This is a genomic window from Dyadobacter sp. HNCC25DJ186 (genome assembly GCF_056895235.1).
Map to the genome: position 1 here is coordinate 372456 of NZ_JBXHAS010000005.1, position 21976 is coordinate 394431.

Here is a 21976-nt window from a genome sequence, read left to right on the forward strand (position 1 = left end):
TTTTTTCCCGGAACAGATTTAAATTTGGTTACTTACCTCTATAATTTGGCATTAGTTTATTTCGATGAATTAGTATCACGATTGCATTATTTTAATATAGACCCGGTTTATGAGAAAAGCTTCGATTACGATTAAAGAAATTGCACGTCAACTTGACGTTTCGAAATCCACAGTGTCCCGGGCGCTGCGTGACAGTTCCGAAATTAGTGAAGAGACTAAAAAAAGAGTGATCGAACTGGCAGAATCTTTAAATTATTCGCCTAATCCTATTGCATTAAGTTTACTCAGAAATCGTACGCAAACATTAGGTATCATCGTTCCCGATATTGCGAACCCATTTTTTTCGACTGCTATCGGAGGAGTTGAAGATATTGCATACAGTCGCGGTTACCACACCATGATCTATCAAAGTCATGAATCCTATGAAAGAGAACTGGCCGATACCAGGCACATTGCCATGCGTCGCGTGGATGGTTTAATTGTTTCAATTTCCAGCCAAACCGAGAATCATGATCATTTTATAGCATTGCAGGAACAAGGAATTCCGGTTGTGTTTTTTGACCGAGTCAGTGAATCCACACCCAGCCATAAAGTTCGTGTAGACGATTATAAGGGCGCTTTTGAGGCAACGGAACATTTAATTAGCCGCGGGTGTAAGTGTATTGCACACATTGCCGGGCCTGCGAATCTTTCGATAAGTCGCAACAGATTGAAAGGTTATCAGGACGCATTAACAAAACATGGAATTGAATTTCACGATGAATGGGTAGTCAGCAGTGAATATAATCAAGCTGGCGGTACAGAACGCGCTTATCAATTAATGGCTTTAAAAAACAGGCCCGATGCCATTTTTGCAGCAAGTGACAGGATTGCGATTGGCGTACACTGGGCTTTGCGACAATTGGGATACCGTATGCCTGACGACATTGCGCTCGTCGGTTTTTCGGATCTTTCCATTTCATCACTTCTGGACCCGCCGTTGAGTTCCGTTGCTCAGCCGTCTTTTGAAATGGGACAATTGGCTGCAACCCTATTGCTGGATCTTATTGAAAGTAAAAGCACCCCGGTTGCTTTCGAGACCAGGGTGCTTACGTCAAACCTAATTATAAGACAATCTTCGATGAAAGCACTAGTTGGTAATTGATTTCAACTTTCTTTCAAACTCAGATAAAATTCTTTCTTTCATTGCCACTTTACGCTTCTGGATATTGATCCGTCCCTGTGCTTGTTTATCTTGCTCAGGGTCGCCGGTGGCTGTTCTGTCAAACTCGATGATAGCGAATTCAAGATCGCTTTTCTCACGTTTAGCAAGCCACTCCAGTTCTCTCAGTTTTGTGCGAAGCTGTTCTTCCTCGCTTTTCATTTCAAAAGCAGGGTATTTACGGCTGATCACACGAGCCAGATAACTTAACTCAAAAATCTTGTCACAAACAGAACGGAAACGTTCAGCAAGTTCTTTGTCTGCAAGTTTGAAAGGAATTTTGATTTCTTTCCATTTGCTCAACAACACTTTCGCTTCCTGCGACGCTTCCACAATATCCTTTTGTCTCAACAAAGTTTCAGCGCGGGCCAACAATGCCTGTTGTTCAACAATTCTTGGGTCAACGCGCACTTTTGGTTCAATCCCCTTAGCGAGATTATACTTGTCATAAAATAATTTAAGGAAGTGGCGGTATGCCTTGTTAACCTTAAAAAATCTTTTTGGAGGAACTTCTCCCACATTATTCCATGCCACACGCACCTCACGCGCTTTGTTGTAAGCGTCATCAAGATCCCGTGAGTAACTCAATGTTTTTGTAATTTTAATCAGACGTTCATATTCATCGATACGTTCCTGATTAATTTTGTTTTGTTCGTCAAAATAATCACGGCGTCTCTGGAAGAAATTATCAAGAATTTCCTGGAAAGTAATTTCAACTTCATCCTGGAATTCTTTTTCAACCGGACCTGTGCGGATCCATTTTGCTTTAATTTCCTGAATTTGATCTGTGGCCACAGCATAATCCTCAATTGCTGCTGCTTCTTTCACATCTTCAATCAGTGCGCGTTTGATCTCAAGATTTTTTAATTGGTTCACCTCAATTAAGCCTCTCAGATACTCTTCCTTTTCCTGAAGTCTTTCCAACAAGGGGACAAAATCCCCAAGTGCGTCAAAACTTATCAGTTTTCGTTGCAACTGTATAAGTTTTGTCAAGTAAGAGCCCTTATTAAGTGCTTCGTCAATTTCAGTTTCCAGCTGTTCTACCTTGTTAAGTACGATAGAAAACCGGTTTTTAAAATAATCGATTGCTTCTTGCTCTGTCCTTTTTACTTCTCCAATTTGCCGATCCGGGTACTCCAGATACCCTTTTAAAAATACTTTGCTGTCTTTAACATAGCCGTATTCGTCATTCAATGTGGCATTTTCCATTCTTTCAAATTTTTTATCTGCTAAGTGTAGGGATATATAACGATATTTGCTAAGCACAAATTAACTAAAAAATGAGTAACGAAACCATTATTTTCTCAATGTCGGGAGTTAACAAAATCATTCCCCCTAACCGACATATCATAAAAAATATTTATTTATCCTTTTTTTATGGAGCTAAAATTGGTGTACTAGGGTTAAATGGCTCTGGTAAATCTACACTTTTACGCGTCATTGCAGGTATAGATAAAGACATTCAGGGGGACGTTGTGTTTTCTCCTGGCTATTCTGTGGGCATGCTGGAACAGGAACCAAAGCTTGATCCAACCAAAACCGTTCGCGAAGTTGTTGAAGAAGGTGTTCAGGAAATTGTAGATCTTTTAAAAGAATACGACAAAATTAACGAAGCCTTCGGCGATGAAGACGCAGATTTTGACAAATTATTAGCAAGACAAGGGGAAGTTCAGGAAAGACTGGACGCAACCGATGCCTGGAATCTCGACAATCGTCTGGAAATTGCTATGGATGCACTGCGCTGTGCACCTTCGGATACATTGGTTTCCACTTTATCAGGTGGTGAAAAACGTCGTGTTGCTTTGTGCAGGTTATTGCTTCGTCAGCCGGACGTATTGTTACTGGATGAACCAACCAACCATTTGGACGCTGAATCGGTACTTTGGCTGGAAGAACATTTACGACAATATAAAGGAACTGTAATCGCAGTTACCCACGACAGGTACTTCCTGGATAACGTAGCTGGCTGGATTCTTGAACTTGATCGCGGCGAGGGAATTCCGTTTAAAGGGAATTATTCATCGTGGCTGGAACAAAAACAAGAACGTCTGCAGAAGGAAGAAAAAACTGAATCTAAACGTCAGAAAACTTTACAGCGCGAACTTGAATGGGTTCGTATGGGCGCAAAAGGCCGTCAGGCTAAATCCAAAGCACGTTTGGGTGCTTATGAAAAATTATTAGGACAAGAAGGAAAAGAGAAAGAGGATAAATTGGAAATCTTCATCCCGGCTGGTCCGAGATTAGGAAATAAAGTGATTGAGGCGCATAACGTATCAATGGGATTTGGCGATCGTTTGCTTTATGAAAACCTGAATTTTGCCTTGCCGCCAAATGGAATTGTTGGTATTATCGGACCAAACGGTGCCGGTAAAACAACACTTTTCAAACTGATCACAGGAGAACTGAAACCGTTGAATGGGCATTTCGATGTTGGAGATACGGTTCAGCTGGCTTATGTGGATCAGGAACACGATAATCTTGACGCTAATAAAACGGTATATCAAAGTATCGCGGACGGAAATGACTGGATCATGATGGCTGGAAAACAGTCGAACGCCCGGGCATACGTTAGTCGGTTTAACTTTGGCGGAGGTGATCAGGAGAAAAAAGTTGGCACACTTTCAGGTGGAGAACGTAACCGTGTCCATTTGGCAATGACTTTGAAAGAAGGCGGAAACCTACTTTTATTAGATGAGCCAACCAACGATCTTGACATTAATACACTTCGTGCTTTGGAAGAAGGTCTGGAAAATTTTGCGGGTTGTGCCGTTATTATTTCCCACGACCGGTGGTTCCTTGACCGTGTTGCAACACATATCCTTGCTTTCGAAGGTGATTCCCAGGTCTACTGGTTTGAAGGGAATTTCTCTGAATACGAAGAAAACCGTAAAAAGAGACTTGGTAACGAAGCAACCCCTACCCGTATTAAATATAAAAAACTGGCATAGGAAGTCTTAATTAAATAATGGAAAATAGGCAGCTCACGGTATGTGAAGCTGCCTATTTTTTTTGCCGAAAATTAAATAATACTCCACAATAAAAATTCTATTAAAAAATTTACCGTTTAATAACATTTACGCTATCAAGCTCTATTTGCCTCAATAGAAATTATTTATTCAATATTACGTATAATTATATCAATAAGAATTCCACAGAATAAAGTTTAATCCAACGTATAACCAGCAAATTTTAAGTAAAAACGCTCGCAATTAGCAATATTCCCTACAATGTCATAGTATTTATTCTACCATTATATAGTATGTTTAGATTTGAAAATAGAAAAATCAAGCCTAAACCTTTGCTGTATGAAGAGAAAAAATTACTTGACTAACCGAATTTCTTCGTTCATATTATTAAAAAAGTCTTTTCTCATTTTTTTTGTGCTCCTTTTTGCCAAAACAAGTCTCATTGCGCAAACCGAGCTTATTATCAATACAACCGGTTATGGTTTTAATAAAAGCGAAGCCAATGGAATTAATACAGAGCAATGGGATTACATTAAAAAGTTTGTCAATATTTCCCACAACGGGCAAGACGCAAGCGTCACCGCCGTTCGCCTGCATATAGAATGGCACCAATACGAACCGACTCCCGGAAATTATCAACGAAAACAAATTGTTGAAGCCGTAAAAGCCATTATAGCACTAAAACCCGGTATGAAATTTGCCCTGCATTTCCCTTATCAACGTCCTGGATATTGGAATGACAGTTATTTTTCAACCAATGATATTGCCCAGACCCGGTTTGGTGCTTTTGTAAGGAATGAGATTGCCTACGCCTGTCCGTCTATGTATTCCGATTATGCCAACACCAGGTTTTATGCCTTCGTCGATGACGTGCTGACTCAGATTTCGGCATACTACCCACAATTGTTATATGTGCAAATGGGCAACAGTCCGGCTGAGGAATTTGCAATGCCATTCAACAACGGAAATCCTGAGCCGGGTTTATATGAACAAGCTGCTGTAAAAGCCTGGCGGGAGAAGTTCCTTCCGTTACGTTTTCCAAACAAAACGACTGCTAAATGGGGAAACCAGGAGTATGTTATACAAAATGCACCTCAACCGATGGATGGAAACTGGAACTCGGATATGGGAAAAGACTTGCACCGGTTTGCAGGTTGGGGGCTATTAAAAAAATTTGAAGGATTCTACCGGATTGTGAAAAATCATAGCCAATCCATTAAAGTTTTATATTTTATTTCTGATTTCGGCTCTCAGCAAGGAAACCTCAGACATCTTCACAACAGTACTATTCCGCTCGCGCTCCAACTTGCAGATGGTATTTACAGCTCAGACGGAACAAATCCCTGGGACCTTTGGAGAAAAATCTCTGTACCGGATATCATAAAAGGAACCGACCCGAATAAAATAGCCGCGGTTGAATTTGATCCGGAAGATTTGGGAGAGCCTCGTGGCGGAAATGGTATAGAAGGGAACATTCCGATGGAGTGGTTACCCCGAGCATACAAACACGGTACGAACTATGTGCATATTGCGATGCATTTTACAGATCTGGAAATTGCCCAGCTTAAACCAGCGCTTGCGAAATGCCGTGCGGAATTTGTAAATAATGCATACATAGCCCCAATCCGAACTACGACGACGCCCGTTAATATTTATCCGAATGTTTTCACAGAGGCCTATTTATTTGAAGAATGGCGAAATGGCGGACTGGATTGGGGAACGACGGATGTTAGGCCGAAATCAATAAAAATGTCTGATGACGGTTACTGGGATAATCTTTGGGATTCGTATAATTTACTGCCTTGTACATTTACGATCAACGCAAACACTTCAAATAATAAACCAAAACCGGGATCAAAAACCACCTTGTCCGTTTCATGTGAGGGAAGAGAATGTGATGGAGCAAGATTCGTCTGGAATGGACAAGGCCTGGCGAACGCGACAGGCAATTCAATTGAAGTTACCGCACCGGCCACTCCTGGCAATTATGTTTATACGGTGAAGTCCAGCCGAAGTGGCTGTATGCCAAAAACTGCTACTGCTACTTTACTAAGCGAAAACCCGTTACCAGTCACATTGGTTAATTTTGCAGCAACGAAAGAAAATAAAGTAACGCAACTAACGTGGCAAACAACCTCTGAAACAAACAGTGACCGATTTGAAATCGAACGTAGCCTCGATGGGAAAATATGGAACAAAATTGGTTTCGTAAAATCAAATGGAGATACCTACCAATCTGTTTCCAATTATTCCTTTTCAGACAACAACCCCGTTAACGGAGAAAATCTTTACAGGTTAAAAATGATTGACAGAGACGAAACTTTTGCTTTCAGTGCTATTCGCAGTGTGACCTTTAAAAATGAAACGGCCATTGCGGTATACCCAAATCCCGTGAGTAATAAATTGATAATAACCTCTGAAAACTGGCCGGATATAAAAAAAGTACAGATTTTGGAGACCACAGGTAATTTGTTATATGATTCCGGAAATAAACCGAAGCCGGAAATTGATGTCACTTCGTTCAACCAGGGCTTTTATTTGATTCGACTTATCTCTTCAAACGGCTCCTCCGAAATGCTGAAATTTGTGAAGAAAGGATAAAGCAGTCAGAAATAAACAGACAGTCTTTATCTCGCCCGATTGACTACTTTTGTAAAAAGCGATGTACTCCACATTTGCCCAAAGATCAATTCTTGTTAACTTCGCTTCGAATCAGTCATTCCGATTAGCATAATGAGTAAAAATCCCCAATCCCGAAAAATACATTTTATATCCATAGGCGGCAGTGTCATGCACAACCTCGCCATCGAATTACAACAAAAAGGTTTCATAATAACGGGATCTGACGACGAAATCTACGAACCATCGGTAAGTCGTTTAAAAAAACATGGTTTACTTCCTGACGAAATGGGCTGGTTTCCTGAAAAAGTTACAGCGGATCTGGAAGCGGTTATTTTAGGTATGCATGCCAGGGAAGATAATCCGGAACTGAAAAAAGCGCAGGATCTTGGTATCAAGGTTTATTCTTATCCGGAATATATTTTTGAACAAAGCGTAGACAAACAACGTGTGGTTATTGCCGGAAGTCATGGCAAAACTACGATCACTTCTATGGTTTTGCATGTTCTTAATTTCAACAAACGTGTTTTCAACTATCTTGTGGGCGCGCAGATTGAAGGATTTGAAAACATGGTAAAACTGTCTGATGAGGCTCCGGTGATCGTCATCGAAGGTGATGAATATTTTACATCTCCCTTGGACAAAACACCAAAATTCATGCATTATCAGCCACATATTGCGCTGATCAGCGGTATTGCCTGGGATCATTTTAATGTCTTTCCAACTTGGGAATCGTATGTAAAACAATTTGAATTACTGGCTGATTCTATTCCAAAAGCAGGCGCTATTATATTTGATCAGACGGATGATATGCTGGATGTGATTGGCCAAAAAGAACGTCCGGATGTTGTGAGCGTTCCTTACGAGGCACATCCATATAAAATTGAAGAGGGTAAAACATTGCTCATAACGGCAGATCAGGGCGAAGTACCGGTTCTGGTTTTTGGAGAGCACAACATGAAAAATATCAGCGGAGCCAAAGAGGTTTGCGAGCGGTTAGGGATCGTTGACGAAAATTTCTACGCTGCCATTCAAACGTTTAAGGGAGCTTCAAAACGTATGGAATTGCTGGGTAGCAACGATGAAATTAATATTTACCGTGATTTCGCACATGCTCCATCCAAAGTGGAAGCAACGACGTCCGCTGTTAAAGCACAATTCCCAGACAGAACGCTGGTGGCCGTAGCAGAACTGCATACGTTCAGCAGCCTTAACAAGACTTTCCTGAAACAATATCGTCGGAAATTAAATGCAGCGGATGTTGCGGTGGTTTACTACAATCCATTAACAGTAGAACATAAAAGATTGGAGCCGATTTCGGAAGCGGATATTCGTGAAGCTTTCAAACGTGAAGATTTAAATGTTTTTACCGACAGCAACGAATTGCTTAATTTCTTAAAAAATCAGGATTGGAAGCAGACGAACTTACTGTTAATGAGCTCAGGAACTTTCGGAGATCTCAATTTGAAGGGATTGGTCGATGAAATTATCAAATAAAACATTCAAAAGTCAGACGAAATAATTAATACATATTAAATGAAGTCCATCGTAGTTTATTGCGGATCAAATTTTGGATTCAAGCCGGTTTATAGTGAAGCAGCTTATGAATTAGGTGCTGCGTTAGCGAAAAACAATATCAAACTCATCTATGGCGGTGGCAATATGGGGCTTATGGGCCGGGTCTCCGACGGTGCTATGGAAAACAATGGTTCTGCAACTGGCATCATTACTAACTTCCTGGCTAAACTGGAAGTCGCACAAAAGAACCTTACTGAGCTCCATTTTGTAGAAACCATGCATGAAAGAAAGGCCAAAATGGTCTCTCTTTCTGACGGTGTGGTTGCTTTACCCGGTGGATTTGGAACATTGGATGAATTATTTGAAATTCTCACCTGGTCGCAATTGAAAATTTTCCACGGACCAATCGGGCTGTTGAATATCAACGGTTTTTATGATCACCTGATCGCACATTTAGATAAGACCGTTGAAGAAGGATTTTTACATATTGAAAAAAAGGATCTTTTGATCGTCTCAGATAACGTGACGGAACTTTTGGAAAAAATGCAGGCCTATCACGTGAGCGAAAAAGAAAATAAGCCGCTTGATACTTCGTTGTATGTGAAAAATATAGAAAAGTAAATTTCGTTTTCTATCGTCATAACACACCTTATCCTCTGATATACAATGCGTCTCGTTCTGTTACTTGCATCTTGTTTTTTACTAAATTCTCCGCTCCGGGCGCAGCTTGAAAATCTTGGGAAAACGGTTAATACCGAATTTAACGAAATAGCTCCGATCATTTCACCAGATGGAAAGACGGTATATTTTTCCAGAATCAGCCATCCGCAAAATACAAACGGCACCAAAGGAAGTCAGGATATCTGGTTTTCGGAGTTAAAAAATGAACAATGGACTGTTGCCCGCAGACTGCCTTCTCCACTTAATAAGGAACAATACAACAGTTTATACAGCATCACGCCGGATGGAAATACACTCCTACTTAAAGGGGCATATAAAAACGGAGTATATGAAACCCGCGGTTTTTCCCTAAGCAAAAAAACAGCAAGAGGATGGTCAGCTCCTAATAAAATTGAGATTCCAGGATACGCAAAAACAAGTAAGGGACAATTCGACTGCGGTTATTTATCCACGGACGGAAAGGTTTTAGTTATGTCTTTTAGCGAAAAGAAAGATAGTAAGGTAGACGACCTTTATGTGAGTTTCAAACAAAAAGATGGTAGCTGGACCAAGCCAATGAACCTTGGGAAAGAAATTAACACAGAAGAATTTACAGAAACAACCCCATTTCTGGCTCCGGACGGTGTGACATTATATTTCTCCACAGATCGAAAGGGCGGTCAAGGAAGTAATGACATTTATTACAGCAAACGCATTGATAAATCCTGGAAAAGGTGGAGCCGGCCAGTTAATCTGGGATCGGCAATCAATACGGATGGATATGATGCCTATTACACAATTTCTGCTGCTGGCGATTATGCCTATCTGGTTTCCTTCAAGGGTACGGAGGGTAAAGGTGATGTAGTCAGATATAATTTGCAACCAAAAGTAGTACCCGGAGATACAGCTACTACGCAACCTGTTGTACCTACATCCGATCCTGTGGTTATGATCAGCGGACGTGTGATTGATTCAAAAACCGGAAAACCGATTGAGGCAACAATAATCTATGAAACGTTGCCGGATGGTGAGGAAGCCGGAACGGCCACCACAAATCCTACGACGGGAGAATATAAAATCGTTCTTCCTTATGGCCAGAAATATAGTATGCGCGCTGTTGCGCCTGATTTTATCGCAGAAGGAGAAAGTATCGACTTGACTGACTCGACCGATGATGGGAAAGGTAAAAATTATAAAGAGATTACCAATAAATCCTTAAAACTGATCCCCATTGAAGAAGGCCAGATTGTTCGTCTGAATAATATTTTCTTTGCTTTCGGAAAGGCAACTTTAAGTAAGGAATCCTCCCCGGAACTTGACAGGATCAGTATTACGATGAATGATAATAAGAAATTATTTATCGAAATCGGGGGACATACGGATAATGTGGGCGGTAACGAAGCCAACCTGAAACTTTCACAAGACCGGGCAGATGCAGTTCGGGAATATCTGATCGGCAAAGGAATCGAACCTGACCGGGTTCAGAGTAAGGGATACGGAGAAACAATGCCGGTTGCAAAAAATGATACGCCAGAAGGTCAGCAAATTAACAGGCGCGTAGAGTTCAAGATTTTGAAAAAGTAACAGATCGGTTGGTCGAAGAAATTTTGGAATTGAGCAATGAGGAAATTAAAATTCAATATTCTGAATTCAGACTTGCTGGAAAAATTTTGTGACGTCATCGACCTCAGCGCGTTAGACAGCCATTTCAATAACCTCACCGAAAGTGAGCTTTCGGCTGGAACTTTCAGTTTCTATACCTCAGTTGCGGCTGTTTATTCTTCAAAGATTGAAGGTGAGAACATCGAGCTGGACTCTTTTGTCAAACATAAAAAATTTGGTATAGAATATTTGCCTGATTACACTCGCAAAATTGATGATCTATATACTGCCTATCAATTTGCACAGGTATCGGATCTCAACGAGGAAAACATTCAGATTGCACACCGCCTTTTATCTAAAAATCTGCTTCCGAACAATCGACAGGGACAATATAGAAAAGGGAACATGTATGTTACCACGCCGGACGGAAAAATAGAATATGTGGCAGCAAGTCCATTTGTAGTAAAAGAGGAATTGAATAAATTTTATAGCGACATCGAATCCTTGTTAAAAAGCGATCTCGACATGATTGAAGTATTTTACTTTGCCTCATTTATTCACTTAATTTTTGCAAAAATTCATCCTTTTGACGACGGGAATGGGAGGTCATCAAGGCTTATTGAAAAATGGTTTTTGGCAAAAAAACTTGGCCCCAAAGCCTGGCTTATTGAATCTGAAAAAAATTATTATTCGCAACATCAGAACTATTACCGCAACATTCGCCTACTGGGTTCAGAGTATGATCTTTTAGATTATACCCAATCTCTGCCTTTTCTTATGATGTTACCAAATTCTCTGATTGCTAAAGAATAGCAAAAACAGAGACATGACCTTTTAGGAAAAACCAATTTACTAACCATTTTTTAATCCAACTGCCTCAATTTTAACTGTACATTTGGTGAATAATTACTCCTTATGACTTCGAAAAAATCTCCGGCAATCGGATTTATATTTATTACGCTGCTAATTGATGTGATGGGCCTGGGCATTATCATTCCCGTCATGCCAAAATTGATCAGTGAACTTGTTGGCGGCAGTTTGAGCGATGCTGCACGATATGGTGGCTGGATCCTCTTTTCCTATTCCTTTGTACAGTTTATATGTGCGCCCATAGTAGGCGGACTGAGTGACCAATATGGCCGCAGACCGGTATTATTGGCCTCATTACTTGGCTTTGCTCTGGATTATATGTTCGTTGCTTATGCACCAAGTATCCTGTGGTTATTCGTTGGCCGGATCATTGCCGGCGTTATGGGAGCAAGTTTTACAACCGGCGCTGCTTACATTGCTGACGTTAGCACGCCTGAAAAACGTGCGCAAAACTTCGGGTTAATCGGCGCAGCTTTCGGATTAGGATTTATAATCGGGCCTGTACTGGGCGGATTATTAGGACAATACGGCTCGCGGGTTCCGTTTTTGGCCGCGGCGGGATTATCGATGCTCAACTTCCTGTATGGATTATTTATTTTACCTGAATCTCTTAAACCGGAAAATCGCAGGAAATTCAGCTGGAAGCGTGCAAGTCCAATCGGCGCCTTAAAACATTTGCAGAAATATCCGGTCATTTCCGGTTTGATCATTTCTCTGGCTCTGCTGTATGTTGCGATGCATGCCGTGCAAAGTAACTGGTCGTACTACACCATGGAAAAATTTCAGTGGAATGAAAGAATTATTGGATATTCCCTTGGCGCAATGGGCTTGCTGGGCGCCATTGTTCAGGGAGGACTGATAAGACTGATTATCCCAAAATTAGGTCAAAAACGCGGCGTTTATATCGGCTTGTTTTTGTATTCTCTGGGATTCGTTCTTTTCGCTTTTGCGCGTGAAACCTGGATGATGTTTGCTTTTATGGTACCCTATATTCTGGGAGGAATCGCCGGGCCGTCTTTGCAAGGAATTATTTCGACACAGGTTCCATCAAATGAGCAGGGTGAATTGCAGGGAGCGCTGACAAGTTTGATGAGCCTCACCTCTATCATCGGCCCTCCGCTTATGAGTAATTTATTTTACTTTTTCACCAAATCAGAAGCACCAGTTTATTTCCCGGGCGCGCCGATGTTGACGGCAGCGGCGCTGACATTATTAAGTGCTTTTCTTGCCAGAAGAAGCTTGAAAGGCAATTTTTAGTAACTATTAAGATAACTTAGCGAAAGCAGAAAAAGGAAAACGATCAACCAAAGGACATCGACGAAATGCCAATAACGAGTAATAAGTTTAAGTTGTAACCGATTGGGAGGATTGACACTATAAACAAAAGAATCAACATAAGACCTGTTTTTCAACGCCTTGCGAAAAACAACCCCCAAATAAATTACACCAATCAGAATATGCAGCATATGCAGTCCGGTCAGCAAGTAGATGAACCCGGAAGAAGAATTTATATTGTTGAATCTACCATTTTCAATCATCTCTATCCAGCCGCCACCTTGCAGTAACATGAAGGCAATACCCAAAGTAAGGGTGGCTGCCAGAAAAATCCTGTAATGAAGAAAACGTTCCTGAACAAAAGCCAGATTTGCTTCATGAAGTGTTATGCTACTGAAAAGAATAACCAGCGTACTTAGCCAGAACATATCAGGAAGCGTAACAAAACGCCAATTGGCGCCATCCATGCGAAGAAAATATTCAATAAAAATAACGGCAAACAGAAGTGAACTACCGATAACCCCAAGCCAGAGCATAAAGCCCAAAGGCTCTCTTCGCTTAGTAAAAGGGTTCTCTTTATCTTTGGTAGAGTGTTTCGGACTCATTATTTCTGTTTTCTGAATAACAAAGTAGGAAGATTAAGCGAGACTATAAGTTTTTACAACGAGATTTTTTTATCTTTTTATACAAAAACAGCCATAAATATTATTTTAAATTTCCCTGCCAGATCTTGTACTCTTTAAAAATCGACGACAAATCTCTTTCTTCTTCAAAAATACCATACAATGTGGAGCCTGACCCGCTCATAGCGGCGTAAACAGCACCCTTTTCATAAAGTTTTTCTTTTATCTTTTTCAAGACCGGATACTTCGGAAATAGTGATTCTTCAAAATCATTTTTAACTGTCGCCTTCCATTCTGGTAATGGCTGTTTTAATAATACTCTGAGATCTGCTCCCGATTCGCGGGGTTTCACGCCCGAATAAGCCTCAACGGTTGATATATGCAATCCGGGATTTACTAAAACAATCCATTTGCCAGCTAGTGACAGACTGATTTCCTCAAACCGGTCACCTTTTTCAAAACAATACAAAGGTTTATTTTCAATAAAAAAGGCACAGTCACTGCCTAATCTACGCGCATAATCCAACTGTTTTTCCAAAGATATATTCAGTGAGAACAAGTCGTTTAATGCTTTGATCGTAAAAGCAGCATCGGAAGATCCTCCACCGAGTCCCGCACCGATAGGAACAGCTTTAAGTAAATGGATATTTACAGTAGGAAATGTGTAATCTGCAGCGAGCATCTGATAGGCCTTTGCACATAGATTATTTAAAACATCGCCTGGAATATCAATACCATCAGACTGGAAACTGAATTGCTCGGCAGGCAGTATTTCCAAAGCATCAGACCAGTCCACAGGATAAAAGCAGGATTCGATGTTATGAAAACCATCCTGCCGTTTTTCAACGATATTGAGTCCGATATTAATTTTTGCGTTTGGAAATACTAGCATAAAATTTGAAAGTTAATACACAAATATCCGTAGTAATCATGCTAACTTGAAAGTCCATGAGCGAAATATCTGCTAAAAATTAGTAACCGCAAGTCATACCCCTTTCATTTAAAGCTTAACATTTGGAAAATACGATCAAAAAAATTCTTGCGCTCGGATTGAGAGAGGAGTCTCTTCCCAAATTACTTCCCTTACTTGAAAAAATTATGCTCCCGAAAGGGTATATGCTGATCAAAGCTGAGCGAATAGAACGTTCTGTCTATTTCATTGAGGAAGGAATCGCCCGCGCCTTTTGCCATAAAGATGACAAGGAAATTACTTTTTGGTTTGGCTTGGAGTCAGATATTTTGCTTTCCTACAACAGCCTGTTTTTGAATAAACCCGGATATGAAAATATAGAATTATTAGAAAATTCAGTATTGTACAAACTACCACATTCGGCACTTCAACATTTATATGAAACTGATTTAGAACTATCAAATTGGGGAAGAAAACTGGCCGAATCTGAGTTAATAAAACTGGAAGAATTTTTCATTGCCCGGCAGTTTAAAACTGCAAAAACGTGTTATGAAGATTTTATGAAGTCCAGTCCAGACATTCTCCAGCGCGTACAGCTCGGCCATATCGCTTCTTATCTGGGTATCAGTCAGGTGACGCTAAGCCGCATAAGGGCTGAAATCAAATAGTTTTCTTTTTTAACAATTGTAAAATTTTGTCTTAATAATCCAGGCGACCTTTGTGATAACATTGGCGGTCAATTATTGATCAGCCAAAATATTCATCCATAAAATTAAAAAAATGATTTCCTGGATACTTCTTTTTATAGCCGGTGCCTTTGAAGTAGGATTTACAACCAGCCTGAAACTTTCAGATAATTTCACAAATCTGAAATGGAGCGCAGCATTTTTCGTATGTATTATTTGCAGCTTTTTGCTTTTGAATAAAGCGATTCAAACCATTCCATTAGGTACTGCCTACGCAGTCTGGACGGGAATCGGGGCAGTGGGAACGGTGTTGATGGGAATATTTTTTTATAAAGAACCAGCAGATTTCTGGCGCTTATTCTTTGTCTTTTTATTGATCGGATCTATCGTTGGACTAAAAATGGTATCGAAATAACTTTCGATACCATTTTTATCAATATCCTATTTGGCGTCTCCCCATCTCCACTCCTGGCCTATCACGAGTTCCTGTTTCAGGCCTTGTGAGATCAGATAGTCCCGGATTTTCGTATCTGAAAGTTTCTGTCCTTCCAGCTTTTTAGCATCGGAAAGCGCAAACAGACACATGGAAGCGATCCTAACAGTATTTTCAAGTTGCTCTTTATTTACAAGATCAAAATTATCACAGTCTGCATGGTAACACTGGATCACGTCAGGTGCCAGAGTTCCGGATAAACCGGCAACCGGAATTCCTTCCAGCATAAAAGGCTGATGATCGCTGTGTAAACCAGCTCTGTTGGCGTGTTCGTTTTTATAAGTGGGGTCAATATTATGGATCGCGTCACCAACGCCTTTGAAAAAATCAGTCATTTCAGCCTTGCCGAAAGCATTGATACCTTTCGGGTTATTGGTCATATCCAGATTCATCATGTAACCAACTTTATCAATTCCTCCGGTACGTTTCAGCTCAGTTACAAAATGTTTTGAACCCAAAAGTCCCTGCTCCTCGCCCATGAATAAAACAAACTGAATCGTACGTTCCGGTTTTATTTTAAGCGCCTTAAAAGCCCTCGCAATATCCATCACGGCAAAAGACCCGATTCCATTATCAATAGCGCCAGTCGCTAGATCCCAGGAATCCAAATGCCCGCCGATAATTACCTTTTCGTCCGATTTTCCTTTAAGCGTCGCAATAACATTCCTCGCTTTGATTTTTTTAGAAATGTTATGCATTTCGATATGTGCCTGTAACGGGCCTTCATCTTTCAGCCAGCTACGGATTTCTTTTCCGCTGTCGCTGGAAACACAAACCGCAGGAATCGAAATAATAACACCGGTTACTGAAGCAGTTCCCGTAAGCAAGATTTTGCCCGGAGCCTGGTTTACCATCACAATTCCGTCCGCACCATATTTGATCGCAAGCGCTGTTTTCTCAGAACGGTGAAGGTTTTTCTTACCCGTCACACCCACAAGACCAATATTAGCCAGCACAATTTTGCCTTTGATCTTATCTTTAAGCGCTTCAAAATCCTCTTCCAGTCCATTCCCCACATCCACAATTTCACCTTTCAGGTTTGCTTCCACAGGCGAATGCGCCAGAGAAACAACCGGCACTTCACGGAAATTATCACTGCTGGACGGAACGATATTTAACGTTACCGTGTCCCGCATCCAGGCCTCAACTTCGAATGGCTGGTAAGTCACATCCGAAAATCCGTAGCTTTTTAGTAAATTGTAAGCATATTCCTCAGCTTTTTCGCCATTGGCACTTCCTGTCAAACGATGCCCGATCGTTTTGGTCGCTTCGCCAAGCGTTTCGTATGCTTTGCTGTTCTTTCTTACCTCAGTGTCAAAACGTGTAAAAGTTTTCTCCCATTTCTTATTCTCTGAATTGAATCCGGCGGCTAAAAAGAATAATCCGCCGGCTAATGCAACTAATATTATTTTTTTCATAATTTCCTTAAAAAGGACGATATAGATTTACAGAATCTAAGTTAGCAAAGAATTTCATTTTTCTTATCTCAGGGAAATAACCCGCACTTATTCTTGGATTCTTATACAAAGTACATGCTTTCTCCAATCATTTAAAAGTGCATAAATCAAATTTGATAGCAGCTATAAAAATAATTGAAAATTCATTAAAAGTGTAATATATACACTTAATAATTTGTTGTAATCTGAGACAAATTCAACATTTTTGTATTTCGGATATTTGTCTGTTAATAATTATAATTTTTCTATCAAACCGACTAACTCAAAATAATAAATATGTATTTCCTGGGATTCGATTTAGGCAGTTCATCTATAAAAGCTTGTCTTTTACAAGCAGATACCGGGCAGGTTGTTGCCTCGGCTTTTTATCCTGAAAAAGAAATGGCAATAGCCGCTCCAAAACCAGGTTTCGCTGAACAACAGCCGGAGCAATGGTGGGAGAATGCGTGCCTCGCCTCCCAGGCTGTCATGAAAAAATCAGGTATTTCAGCTGATGCCGTGGGTGCAATTGGTATCTCTTATCAAATGCATGGTTTAGTGGTTGTCGATAAAGACTTGAATGTATTACGTCCCTCCATTATCTGGTGCGACAGCCGTGCAGTTGAGATTGGAAATAAGGCGATGGAATCTATGGGGGATCATAAAGTATTGTCCCATTTACTTAATTCTCCGGGTAATTTCACAGCATCCAAATTGGGTTGGGTAAAACAAAATGAGCCTGAGGTATTCGCGAAAGTTCATAAATTTATGCTTCCAGGCGATTATCTGGCTGCTAAAATGACTCAGGAAGTCGTTACGACACCGTCGGGATTATCAGAAGGTATTTTCTGGGATTTTGTGGATGAGAAACCGGCTGATTTTCTTTTGGATTATTTCGGATTTGATAAAGATCTGATCGCAAAAGTTTTGCCCACATTTTCTGAACAAGGCCGCCTGACCGCCGAGGCTGCTGCTGCACTTGGACTTAAAGCCGGAACTCCTATTACGTATCGTGCAGGAGATCAGCCGAATAACGCTTTTTCCCTGAATGTTTTGGAACCTGGTGAAGTTGCTGCGACAGCAGGTACTTCGGGTGTTGTATATGGCGTAAGCGAGCAAATCAAGTTTGACGAAAAATCAAGAGTTAATACCTTTTTACACGTAAACCATACTGTTGAGGCTCCGCGATACGGCGTTTTACTATGTGTTAACGGAACGGGTAGTTTGAATAGCTGGCTGCGCAATACATTGTTGCAGGGAAATATTTCTTACCCGGCAATCAACGAGCTGGCTGCCAAAGCACCGGTTGGGTCCGATGGATTGATTTGCCTTCCATTTGGAAATGGTGCCGAAAGAATGTTGGAAAATCAGGATCCGGGCGCAAATTTCCAGGGACTCCAATTCAGCCGCCACGGAATCAATCACTGGACACGCGCTGCTCAGGAAGGAATTGTTTTTGCCTTGTATTATGGTATGGAAGTAATGGAAACGCTCGGTGTTTCTTTGAAAAATATCAGAGCTGGTGAAGCAAACATGTTTTTAAGTCCGGTTTTCCGCGAGACATTTGCCAACGTTTCAGGTGCTACTGTTGAACTTTTCAATACCGACGGAGCACAAGGTGCCGCGCGTGCTGCAGGCCTTGGACTTGGTTATTATAAAAGTCGTGATGAAGCATTTGTAGGTTTATCCGCCGTGCGTACGATTGAGCCAAATACTTCACTGACAGAAGCGACAAAAGAGGCTTATGGTAATTGGAAGGAGGCTTTGATCAACCGATAAATTTTGTTCCTAAAATTATAGATTAATTCCGAAAACGAAGGAGCCAGCTAACACGAACTGGCTCCTTCGTTTTTTTAATATTTATAAAAAGTCAATTTTTTAACTCTATTTCAACGACTAATTCGCATAAAAATTAACCATTAAGAATATGATAATCGAATATTGATTATACCCGTAAATTATTCATTATTAATAGCTTCCGTTATTTTCTTTTAAGTATTTTTAGTCAGGTTACTTCATCAAACACATACTGACTATGAAAAATATATACCTGAAAGGGCTGTTGCTTTTAATGCTATGCCAGATTTCCCCTGCTCGAACCACCGCCCAGATTTATTATATTGATTATATGGGTACCTCCGCCTGTCCAACTCCCGGCAACGTTCCGTCCGTCGCTGCAAATGCCTCTGGGAGCATTGTTACGAGAAGTACAATGACTTGTATGGCAGCGGCGAATGTTTTTAATTCATCTACCCTAAATAATACGGCGACCATTAATGATAATTCCTATATCGAATTTTCTGTGACACCAGACGTTGGGTATCAGTTAAATGTTACTTCGTTAAGTTTTTTCATTCAGGGCAGTATCACCTCACCCAATCAACTGGAGGTTCGTTATAGTACAGATGGCTTTGCTACTTCTACAAGCTGGGGGGCGGCTCCCAATACTACGACATCGCCGGGAGCTACGAATGTGTGGGATTTTAATGATTTCTCAACGACTTCTGGCGAGACTGTAACTTTTCGCTTTTATCCTTACGGTACACAACGTTCAGATCTCGGTACTACCAGTGCATCAGCGGGCGGCACAATAAGATTGGATAGGATTACCCTGAATGGAACTGTTATCAACCCCATGCCTGTCAAACTCGTATCATTTGGCGGAAGTTATGAGCAGAATGCAATCCTTTTAAAATGGGAAACTGCCTGGGAAGAACAAAATGAAGGGTTTGAAATAGAGCAAAGCACGGATGCCTTAATTTTCAAAAACGTCGGGTTTATAAAGGGAAACGCAACAACGAAGACCAGTTCAAAATATGAATTTAGTTATTATGAACCGATCCCGGGAAAGATCAATTATTTCCGTCTGAAGCAGATTGATGTAGGCGGGCATTTCGAATATTCCAGGATTATTTCGCTGCAATCCATTCATTCTATACAGAACGAGTACTATGTTTATCCGAATCCCAATAACGGAAATTTTATCCTGTCATCTCCAAAAACAACATCCGGCGATATAAGGCTTTATGATAAATCGGGGAAAGATATCGATTTGCAATTCTTCAAAACGTATGATGATGACACTTTCGAAATAAAAGCGAAAAATGCACCTCAGCCTGGTTTATATCACCTGCGGATAAAGGGAACAGAAACATCTGTCAAGGTTTTAATTGAATAATAAACCAACTAACCGACTACCCTTAATCTGAAGCTCCAAAGTTCTGCGAAGAATCAGGAGCTTCATTTTTTATGATATAAAAAGTACCTCATTGAATCGATAAGCACACATTCTTAAAATTTGGATTGCAATTTTTAAAATTAGGCTATTTTTGCACCTGTATCCAACCAACGCCACCGAATGAAAAAAGTTAGTTTAAGTGATTCTGGCCCAAAAGTATCTGAGGCAATATATGGTTTCTGGAGATGGAAAGATGAAGGTGCAGCGACAACTTCGTCCATTGAAAAAACCATAAATCTGTGTCTGGAACTTGGAATAAATACATTTGACCACGCCGATACCTATGGTGACTTTACCATAGAAGAGCATTTTGGAAAAGTCATTAAAAGTAAATCGTTCAAAAGGGAAGATATCGTTTTGTTTAGCAAATGCGGAATACGCAAGTCTGACAACGGAGATTTCAGCTATTATGATACTTCAAAGGGACATATTATAAACAGTGTCAACGGATCTCTGAAAAGACTGAATTCGGATTACCTCGATATTTTCCTTTTACAGCAAGCCGATTTTCTGGCTGACCCTGAAGAAACCGCAGGCGCTTTGGCAGAAGTCGTGAAATCCGGGAAAGTCAAACACATCGGTGTCGCTAATTTCTCTGTCTTTCAACACCAGCTTCTGGCGTCTTTCCTTCGTATTCCGATTGTGACCAACCATATTGAGCTGAACTTGATGAACACAACGGCAATCGAAGACGGCCGGATTGACTTTATCAAACAGTGTTTCAGTAAGCCACTGGCCTGGGCTCCTTTGGCAGGTGGAAGAATTTTGGATGGTACCGATGAAAAAGCAGTTGCAACACGTGCAAAACTGGAAGAGATTGGTAGAAAATATAGCGCAAATGTTGAGCAGACAGCTGTCGCCTGGCTTATGAAACTAGGCACCTTACCAATCATTGGATCACTTTCAGAATCCAGGATAAGAAATGCTGCCAGTGCATCTGATATTCAATTAACACATCAGGATTGGTATGAAATCTATTTGGCAACGGGAAAAGTAAAGCAGGTTTAAGCATTATTTCCAATACCAGATATACAATCCAAGCCAGATAAAACGCCAGATAATAACCAAAGACATAATAATCAGAAAGCCAAAAAAGGCTTTGTCTGCATTGAAGTTATGATATGGATCCATGTAGGCATGATACCTGGCACTATACCGAACCGTTGTAAGTGAATCAATAGTGGCTTGACGGAACCACTTTCTTCCGGCATATACATAAATCGGGACCAGGCCATGTCTGATCCCGATTTTATTTTTCCCCTTTCCTACCCCTACTCTTTTGTCTATCACCTTTACCTTGATACACTGACTTGTCGCCTTAATTTTTTTATCCGTTTGATATGATTGATAAAATAAACAAGTACCGAAGATCAGCCCGATAAGGAAGGGAATCCAGGCCCAGAATTCTTTTTTTTCTTCTTTCATAAAAAAACAAGGAAAAATGGCTCATTCTAATCGAAATGGGAATAAACATTATCTCAGTTGATAAACTTATCCCATGCGTTCGTCGTTGTCAAGGCAGTAAATAACAATCTGAAAACACACAAAACAACATGAAAAAATTATTTGTCTTTGCTGCTTTATTATTAACGGTAACAACCGTTTCTTTTGCTCAGAATTCTGATTCGACAAAAACTCAAAAAGCAGTCGCTGCCACAAAGTCTACCGCTAAAAAAGTTGGAAAAGAAATCAAAAAAGATGCCAAGATTGTAGGAAAAGGAGTTAAGAAAGGCGCAGAGAAAGTTGGCGAAGGCGCTGAAAAGGCCTACGATGGCACGAAGAAAGTGGCTAAAAAAGTTGGAAATGGCGTAAAAAAAGAAGCCAAAAAACTTTAAGATCTGATATAAACTGAAACAAAAAACCTGCGTCCGACGAAGCA

General features: G+C 40.6%; 19 protein-coding genes. 14 read left to right on the forward strand and 5 right to left on the reverse strand.

Translation table 11 applies throughout. The features are described from left to right. The first annotated feature begins 109 nt into the window (after positions 1 to 109). Positions 110 to 1144 carry a LacI family DNA-binding transcriptional regulator gene (locus AC1XUO_RS17650; protein ID WP_483331095.1) on the forward strand — a complete coding sequence of 345 codons (1035 nt, stop codon included), beginning with the start codon at positions 110 to 112 and terminating at the stop codon, positions 1142 to 1144. Here AC1XUO_RS17650 and AC1XUO_RS17655 read toward each other — a convergent pair. After that, a complete protein-coding gene (locus AC1XUO_RS17655; RefSeq protein WP_483331096.1) occupies positions 1130 to 2410 on the reverse strand; it encodes a DUF349 domain-containing protein in 1281 nt (426 codons plus the stop codon). The genes AC1XUO_RS17650 and AC1XUO_RS17655 overlap by 15 nt on opposite strands. 71 nt (positions 2411 to 2481) lie before the next feature. On the opposite strand from AC1XUO_RS17655, the gene ettA reads away from it, so the two are divergent. The 7 genes from ettA to AC1XUO_RS17690 all read left to right on the forward strand — a co-directional run bounded on the left by ettA (position 2482) and on the right by AC1XUO_RS17690 (position 12693). Next, on the forward strand, positions 2482 to 4149 hold the full coding sequence (gene ettA / locus AC1XUO_RS17660) for an energy-dependent translational throttle protein EttA (protein ID WP_483331097.1): 1668 nt from the start codon (positions 2482 to 2484) through the stop codon (positions 4147 to 4149). 357 nt (positions 4150 to 4506) lie between these two features. After that, positions 4507 to 6768: a T9SS type A sorting domain-containing protein gene (locus tag AC1XUO_RS17665; RefSeq protein WP_483331098.1), complete on the forward strand. Its 2262-nt coding sequence runs from the start codon at positions 4507 to 4509 to the stop codon at positions 6766 to 6768. A gap of 132 nt (positions 6769 to 6900) precedes the next feature. Then, a complete protein-coding gene (locus tag AC1XUO_RS17670) occupies positions 6901 to 8283 on the forward strand; it encodes a UDP-N-acetylmuramate--L-alanine ligase (RefSeq protein ID WP_483331099.1) in 1383 nt (460 codons plus the stop codon). A gap of 39 nt (positions 8284 to 8322) precedes the next feature. Then, a complete protein-coding gene (locus AC1XUO_RS17675) occupies positions 8323 to 8925 on the forward strand; it encodes an LOG family protein (RefSeq protein WP_483331100.1) in 603 nt (200 codons plus the stop codon). A 45-nt stretch (positions 8926 to 8970) separates the two neighbouring features. Continuing rightward, the gene (locus tag AC1XUO_RS17680; protein ID WP_483331101.1) at positions 8971 to 10548 is read left to right on the forward strand and encodes an OmpA family protein; all 1578 of its coding nucleotides are present in this window, start codon (positions 8971 to 8973) and stop codon (positions 10546 to 10548) included. A 36-nt stretch (positions 10549 to 10584) separates the two neighbouring features. Further along, a complete protein-coding gene (locus tag AC1XUO_RS17685; protein ID WP_483331102.1) occupies positions 10585 to 11379 on the forward strand; it encodes a Fic family protein in 795 nt (264 codons plus the stop codon). Between the two features lie 102 nt (positions 11380 to 11481). After that, on the forward strand, positions 11482 to 12693 hold the full coding sequence (locus AC1XUO_RS17690) for a TCR/Tet family MFS transporter (RefSeq protein WP_483331103.1): 1212 nt from the start codon (positions 11482 to 11484) through the stop codon (positions 12691 to 12693). On the opposite strand, the gene AC1XUO_RS17695 is transcribed toward AC1XUO_RS17690, so the two are convergent. Both AC1XUO_RS17695 and ispE read right to left on the reverse strand, forming a co-directional pair. Beyond that, entirely contained in the window at positions 12690 to 13316 is a 627-nt protein-coding gene (locus AC1XUO_RS17695; RefSeq protein WP_483331104.1) for a cytochrome c oxidase subunit 3, read from the reverse strand. The two genes, AC1XUO_RS17690 and AC1XUO_RS17695, sit on opposite strands and share 4 nt — an antisense overlap. Positions 13317 to 13416: 100 nt before the next feature. Beyond that, positions 13417 to 14226, reverse strand: coding sequence for a 4-(cytidine 5'-diphospho)-2-C-methyl-D-erythritol kinase (gene ispE / locus AC1XUO_RS17700; protein ID WP_483331105.1), 810 nt, complete (start codon positions 14224 to 14226; stop codon positions 13417 to 13419). A 122-nt stretch (positions 14227 to 14348) separates the two neighbouring features. Here ispE and AC1XUO_RS17705 point away from each other — a divergent pair, with 122 nt between their 5' ends. Together AC1XUO_RS17705 and AC1XUO_RS17710 are read left to right on the forward strand one after the other, a co-directional pair. Next, positions 14349 to 14912, forward strand: a complete 564-nt coding sequence (locus AC1XUO_RS17705; RefSeq protein ID WP_483331106.1) for a Crp/Fnr family transcriptional regulator — start codon at positions 14349 to 14351, stop codon at positions 14910 to 14912. Between the two features lie 115 nt (positions 14913 to 15027). Further along, the gene (locus AC1XUO_RS17710) at positions 15028 to 15345 is read left to right on the forward strand and encodes a DMT family transporter (protein WP_483331156.1); all 318 of its coding nucleotides are present in this window, start codon (positions 15028 to 15030) and stop codon (positions 15343 to 15345) included. Between the two features lie 26 nt (positions 15346 to 15371). On the opposite strand, the gene AC1XUO_RS17715 is transcribed toward AC1XUO_RS17710, so the two are convergent. Then, positions 15372 to 16841: a M20/M25/M40 family metallo-hydrolase gene (locus tag AC1XUO_RS17715; RefSeq protein ID WP_483331107.1), complete on the reverse strand. Its 1470-nt coding sequence runs from the start codon at positions 16839 to 16841 to the stop codon at positions 15372 to 15374. Between the two features lie 315 nt (positions 16842 to 17156). Here AC1XUO_RS17715 and AC1XUO_RS17720 point away from each other — a divergent pair, with 315 nt between their 5' ends. The 3 genes from AC1XUO_RS17720 (at position 17157) to AC1XUO_RS17730 (ending at position 21105) form a co-directional block, all read left to right on the forward strand. Further along, positions 17157 to 18638 carry a xylulokinase gene (locus AC1XUO_RS17720; protein ID WP_483331108.1) on the forward strand — a complete coding sequence of 494 codons (1482 nt, stop codon included), beginning with the start codon at positions 17157 to 17159 and terminating at the stop codon, positions 18636 to 18638. A gap of 256 nt (positions 18639 to 18894) precedes the next feature. Further along, positions 18895 to 20037, forward strand: a complete 1143-nt coding sequence (locus AC1XUO_RS17725) for a T9SS type A sorting domain-containing protein (RefSeq protein WP_483331110.1) — start codon at positions 18895 to 18897, stop codon at positions 20035 to 20037. 180 nt (positions 20038 to 20217) lie between these two features. Then, positions 20218 to 21105 carry an aldo/keto reductase gene (locus tag AC1XUO_RS17730; RefSeq protein WP_483331111.1) on the forward strand — a complete coding sequence of 296 codons (888 nt, stop codon included), beginning with the start codon at positions 20218 to 20220 and terminating at the stop codon, positions 21103 to 21105. Between the two features lie 3 nt (positions 21106 to 21108). On the opposite strand, the gene AC1XUO_RS17735 is transcribed toward AC1XUO_RS17730, so the two are convergent. Further along, the gene (locus AC1XUO_RS17735; protein WP_483331112.1) at positions 21109 to 21522 is read right to left on the reverse strand and encodes a hypothetical protein; all 414 of its coding nucleotides are present in this window, start codon (positions 21520 to 21522) and stop codon (positions 21109 to 21111) included. Positions 21523 to 21650: 128 nt separating this feature from the next. Between AC1XUO_RS17735 and AC1XUO_RS17740 the strand changes: the two genes are divergently transcribed. Beyond that, a complete protein-coding gene (locus AC1XUO_RS17740) occupies positions 21651 to 21932 on the forward strand; it encodes a hypothetical protein (RefSeq protein WP_483331113.1) in 282 nt (93 codons plus the stop codon). Positions 21933 to 21976 lie beyond the last annotated feature (44 nt).

Bases quoted from the DNA above. Each gene is read 5' to 3' on its own strand.
- AC1XUO_RS17675 (WP_483331100.1), top strand. From the start codon at position 8,323: ATGAAGTCCATCGTAGTTTATTGCGGATCAAATTTTGGATTCAAGCCG.
- AC1XUO_RS17740 (WP_483331113.1), top strand. From the start codon at position 21,651: ATGAAAAAATTATTTGTCTTTGCTGCTTTATTATTAACGGTAACAACC.
- AC1XUO_RS17725 (WP_483331110.1), top strand. From the start codon at position 18,895: ATGAAAAATATATACCTGAAAGGGCTGTTGCTTTTAATGCTATGCCAG.
- AC1XUO_RS17650 (WP_483331095.1), top strand. From the start codon at position 110: ATGAGAAAAGCTTCGATTACGATTAAAGAAATTGCACGTCAACTTGAC.
- AC1XUO_RS17695 (WP_483331104.1), bottom strand. From the start codon at position 13,316: ATGAGTCCGAAACACTCTACCAAAGATAAAGAGAACCCTTTTACTAAG.
- AC1XUO_RS17670 (WP_483331099.1), top strand. From the start codon at position 6,901: ATGAGTAAAAATCCCCAATCCCGAAAAATACATTTTATATCCATAGGC.
- ettA (WP_483331097.1), top strand. From the start codon at position 2,482: ATGAGTAACGAAACCATTATTTTCTCAATGTCGGGAGTTAACAAAATC.
- ispE (WP_483331105.1), bottom strand. From the start codon at position 14,226: ATGCTAGTATTTCCAAACGCAAAAATTAATATCGGACTCAATATCGTT.
- AC1XUO_RS17655 (WP_483331096.1), bottom strand. From the start codon at position 2,410: ATGGAAAATGCCACATTGAATGACGAATACGGCTATGTTAAAGACAGC.
- AC1XUO_RS17685 (WP_483331102.1), top strand. From the start codon at position 10,585: ATGAGGAAATTAAAATTCAATATTCTGAATTCAGACTTGCTGGAAAAA.
- AC1XUO_RS17735 (WP_483331112.1), bottom strand. From the start codon at position 21,522: ATGAAAGAAGAAAAAAAAGAATTCTGGGCCTGGATTCCCTTCCTTATC.
- AC1XUO_RS17680 (WP_483331101.1), top strand. From the start codon at position 8,971: ATGCGTCTCGTTCTGTTACTTGCATCTTGTTTTTTACTAAATTCTCCG.
- AC1XUO_RS17665 (WP_483331098.1), top strand. From the start codon at position 4,507: ATGAAGAGAAAAAATTACTTGACTAACCGAATTTCTTCGTTCATATTA.
- AC1XUO_RS17690 (WP_483331103.1), top strand. From the start codon at position 11,482: ATGACTTCGAAAAAATCTCCGGCAATCGGATTTATATTTATTACGCTG.
- AC1XUO_RS17715 (WP_483331107.1), bottom strand. From the start codon at position 16,841: ATGAAAAAAATAATATTAGTTGCATTAGCCGGCGGATTATTCTTTTTA.
- AC1XUO_RS17720 (WP_483331108.1), top strand. From the start codon at position 17,157: ATGTATTTCCTGGGATTCGATTTAGGCAGTTCATCTATAAAAGCTTGT.
- AC1XUO_RS17730 (WP_483331111.1), top strand. From the start codon at position 20,218: ATGAAAAAAGTTAGTTTAAGTGATTCTGGCCCAAAAGTATCTGAGGCA.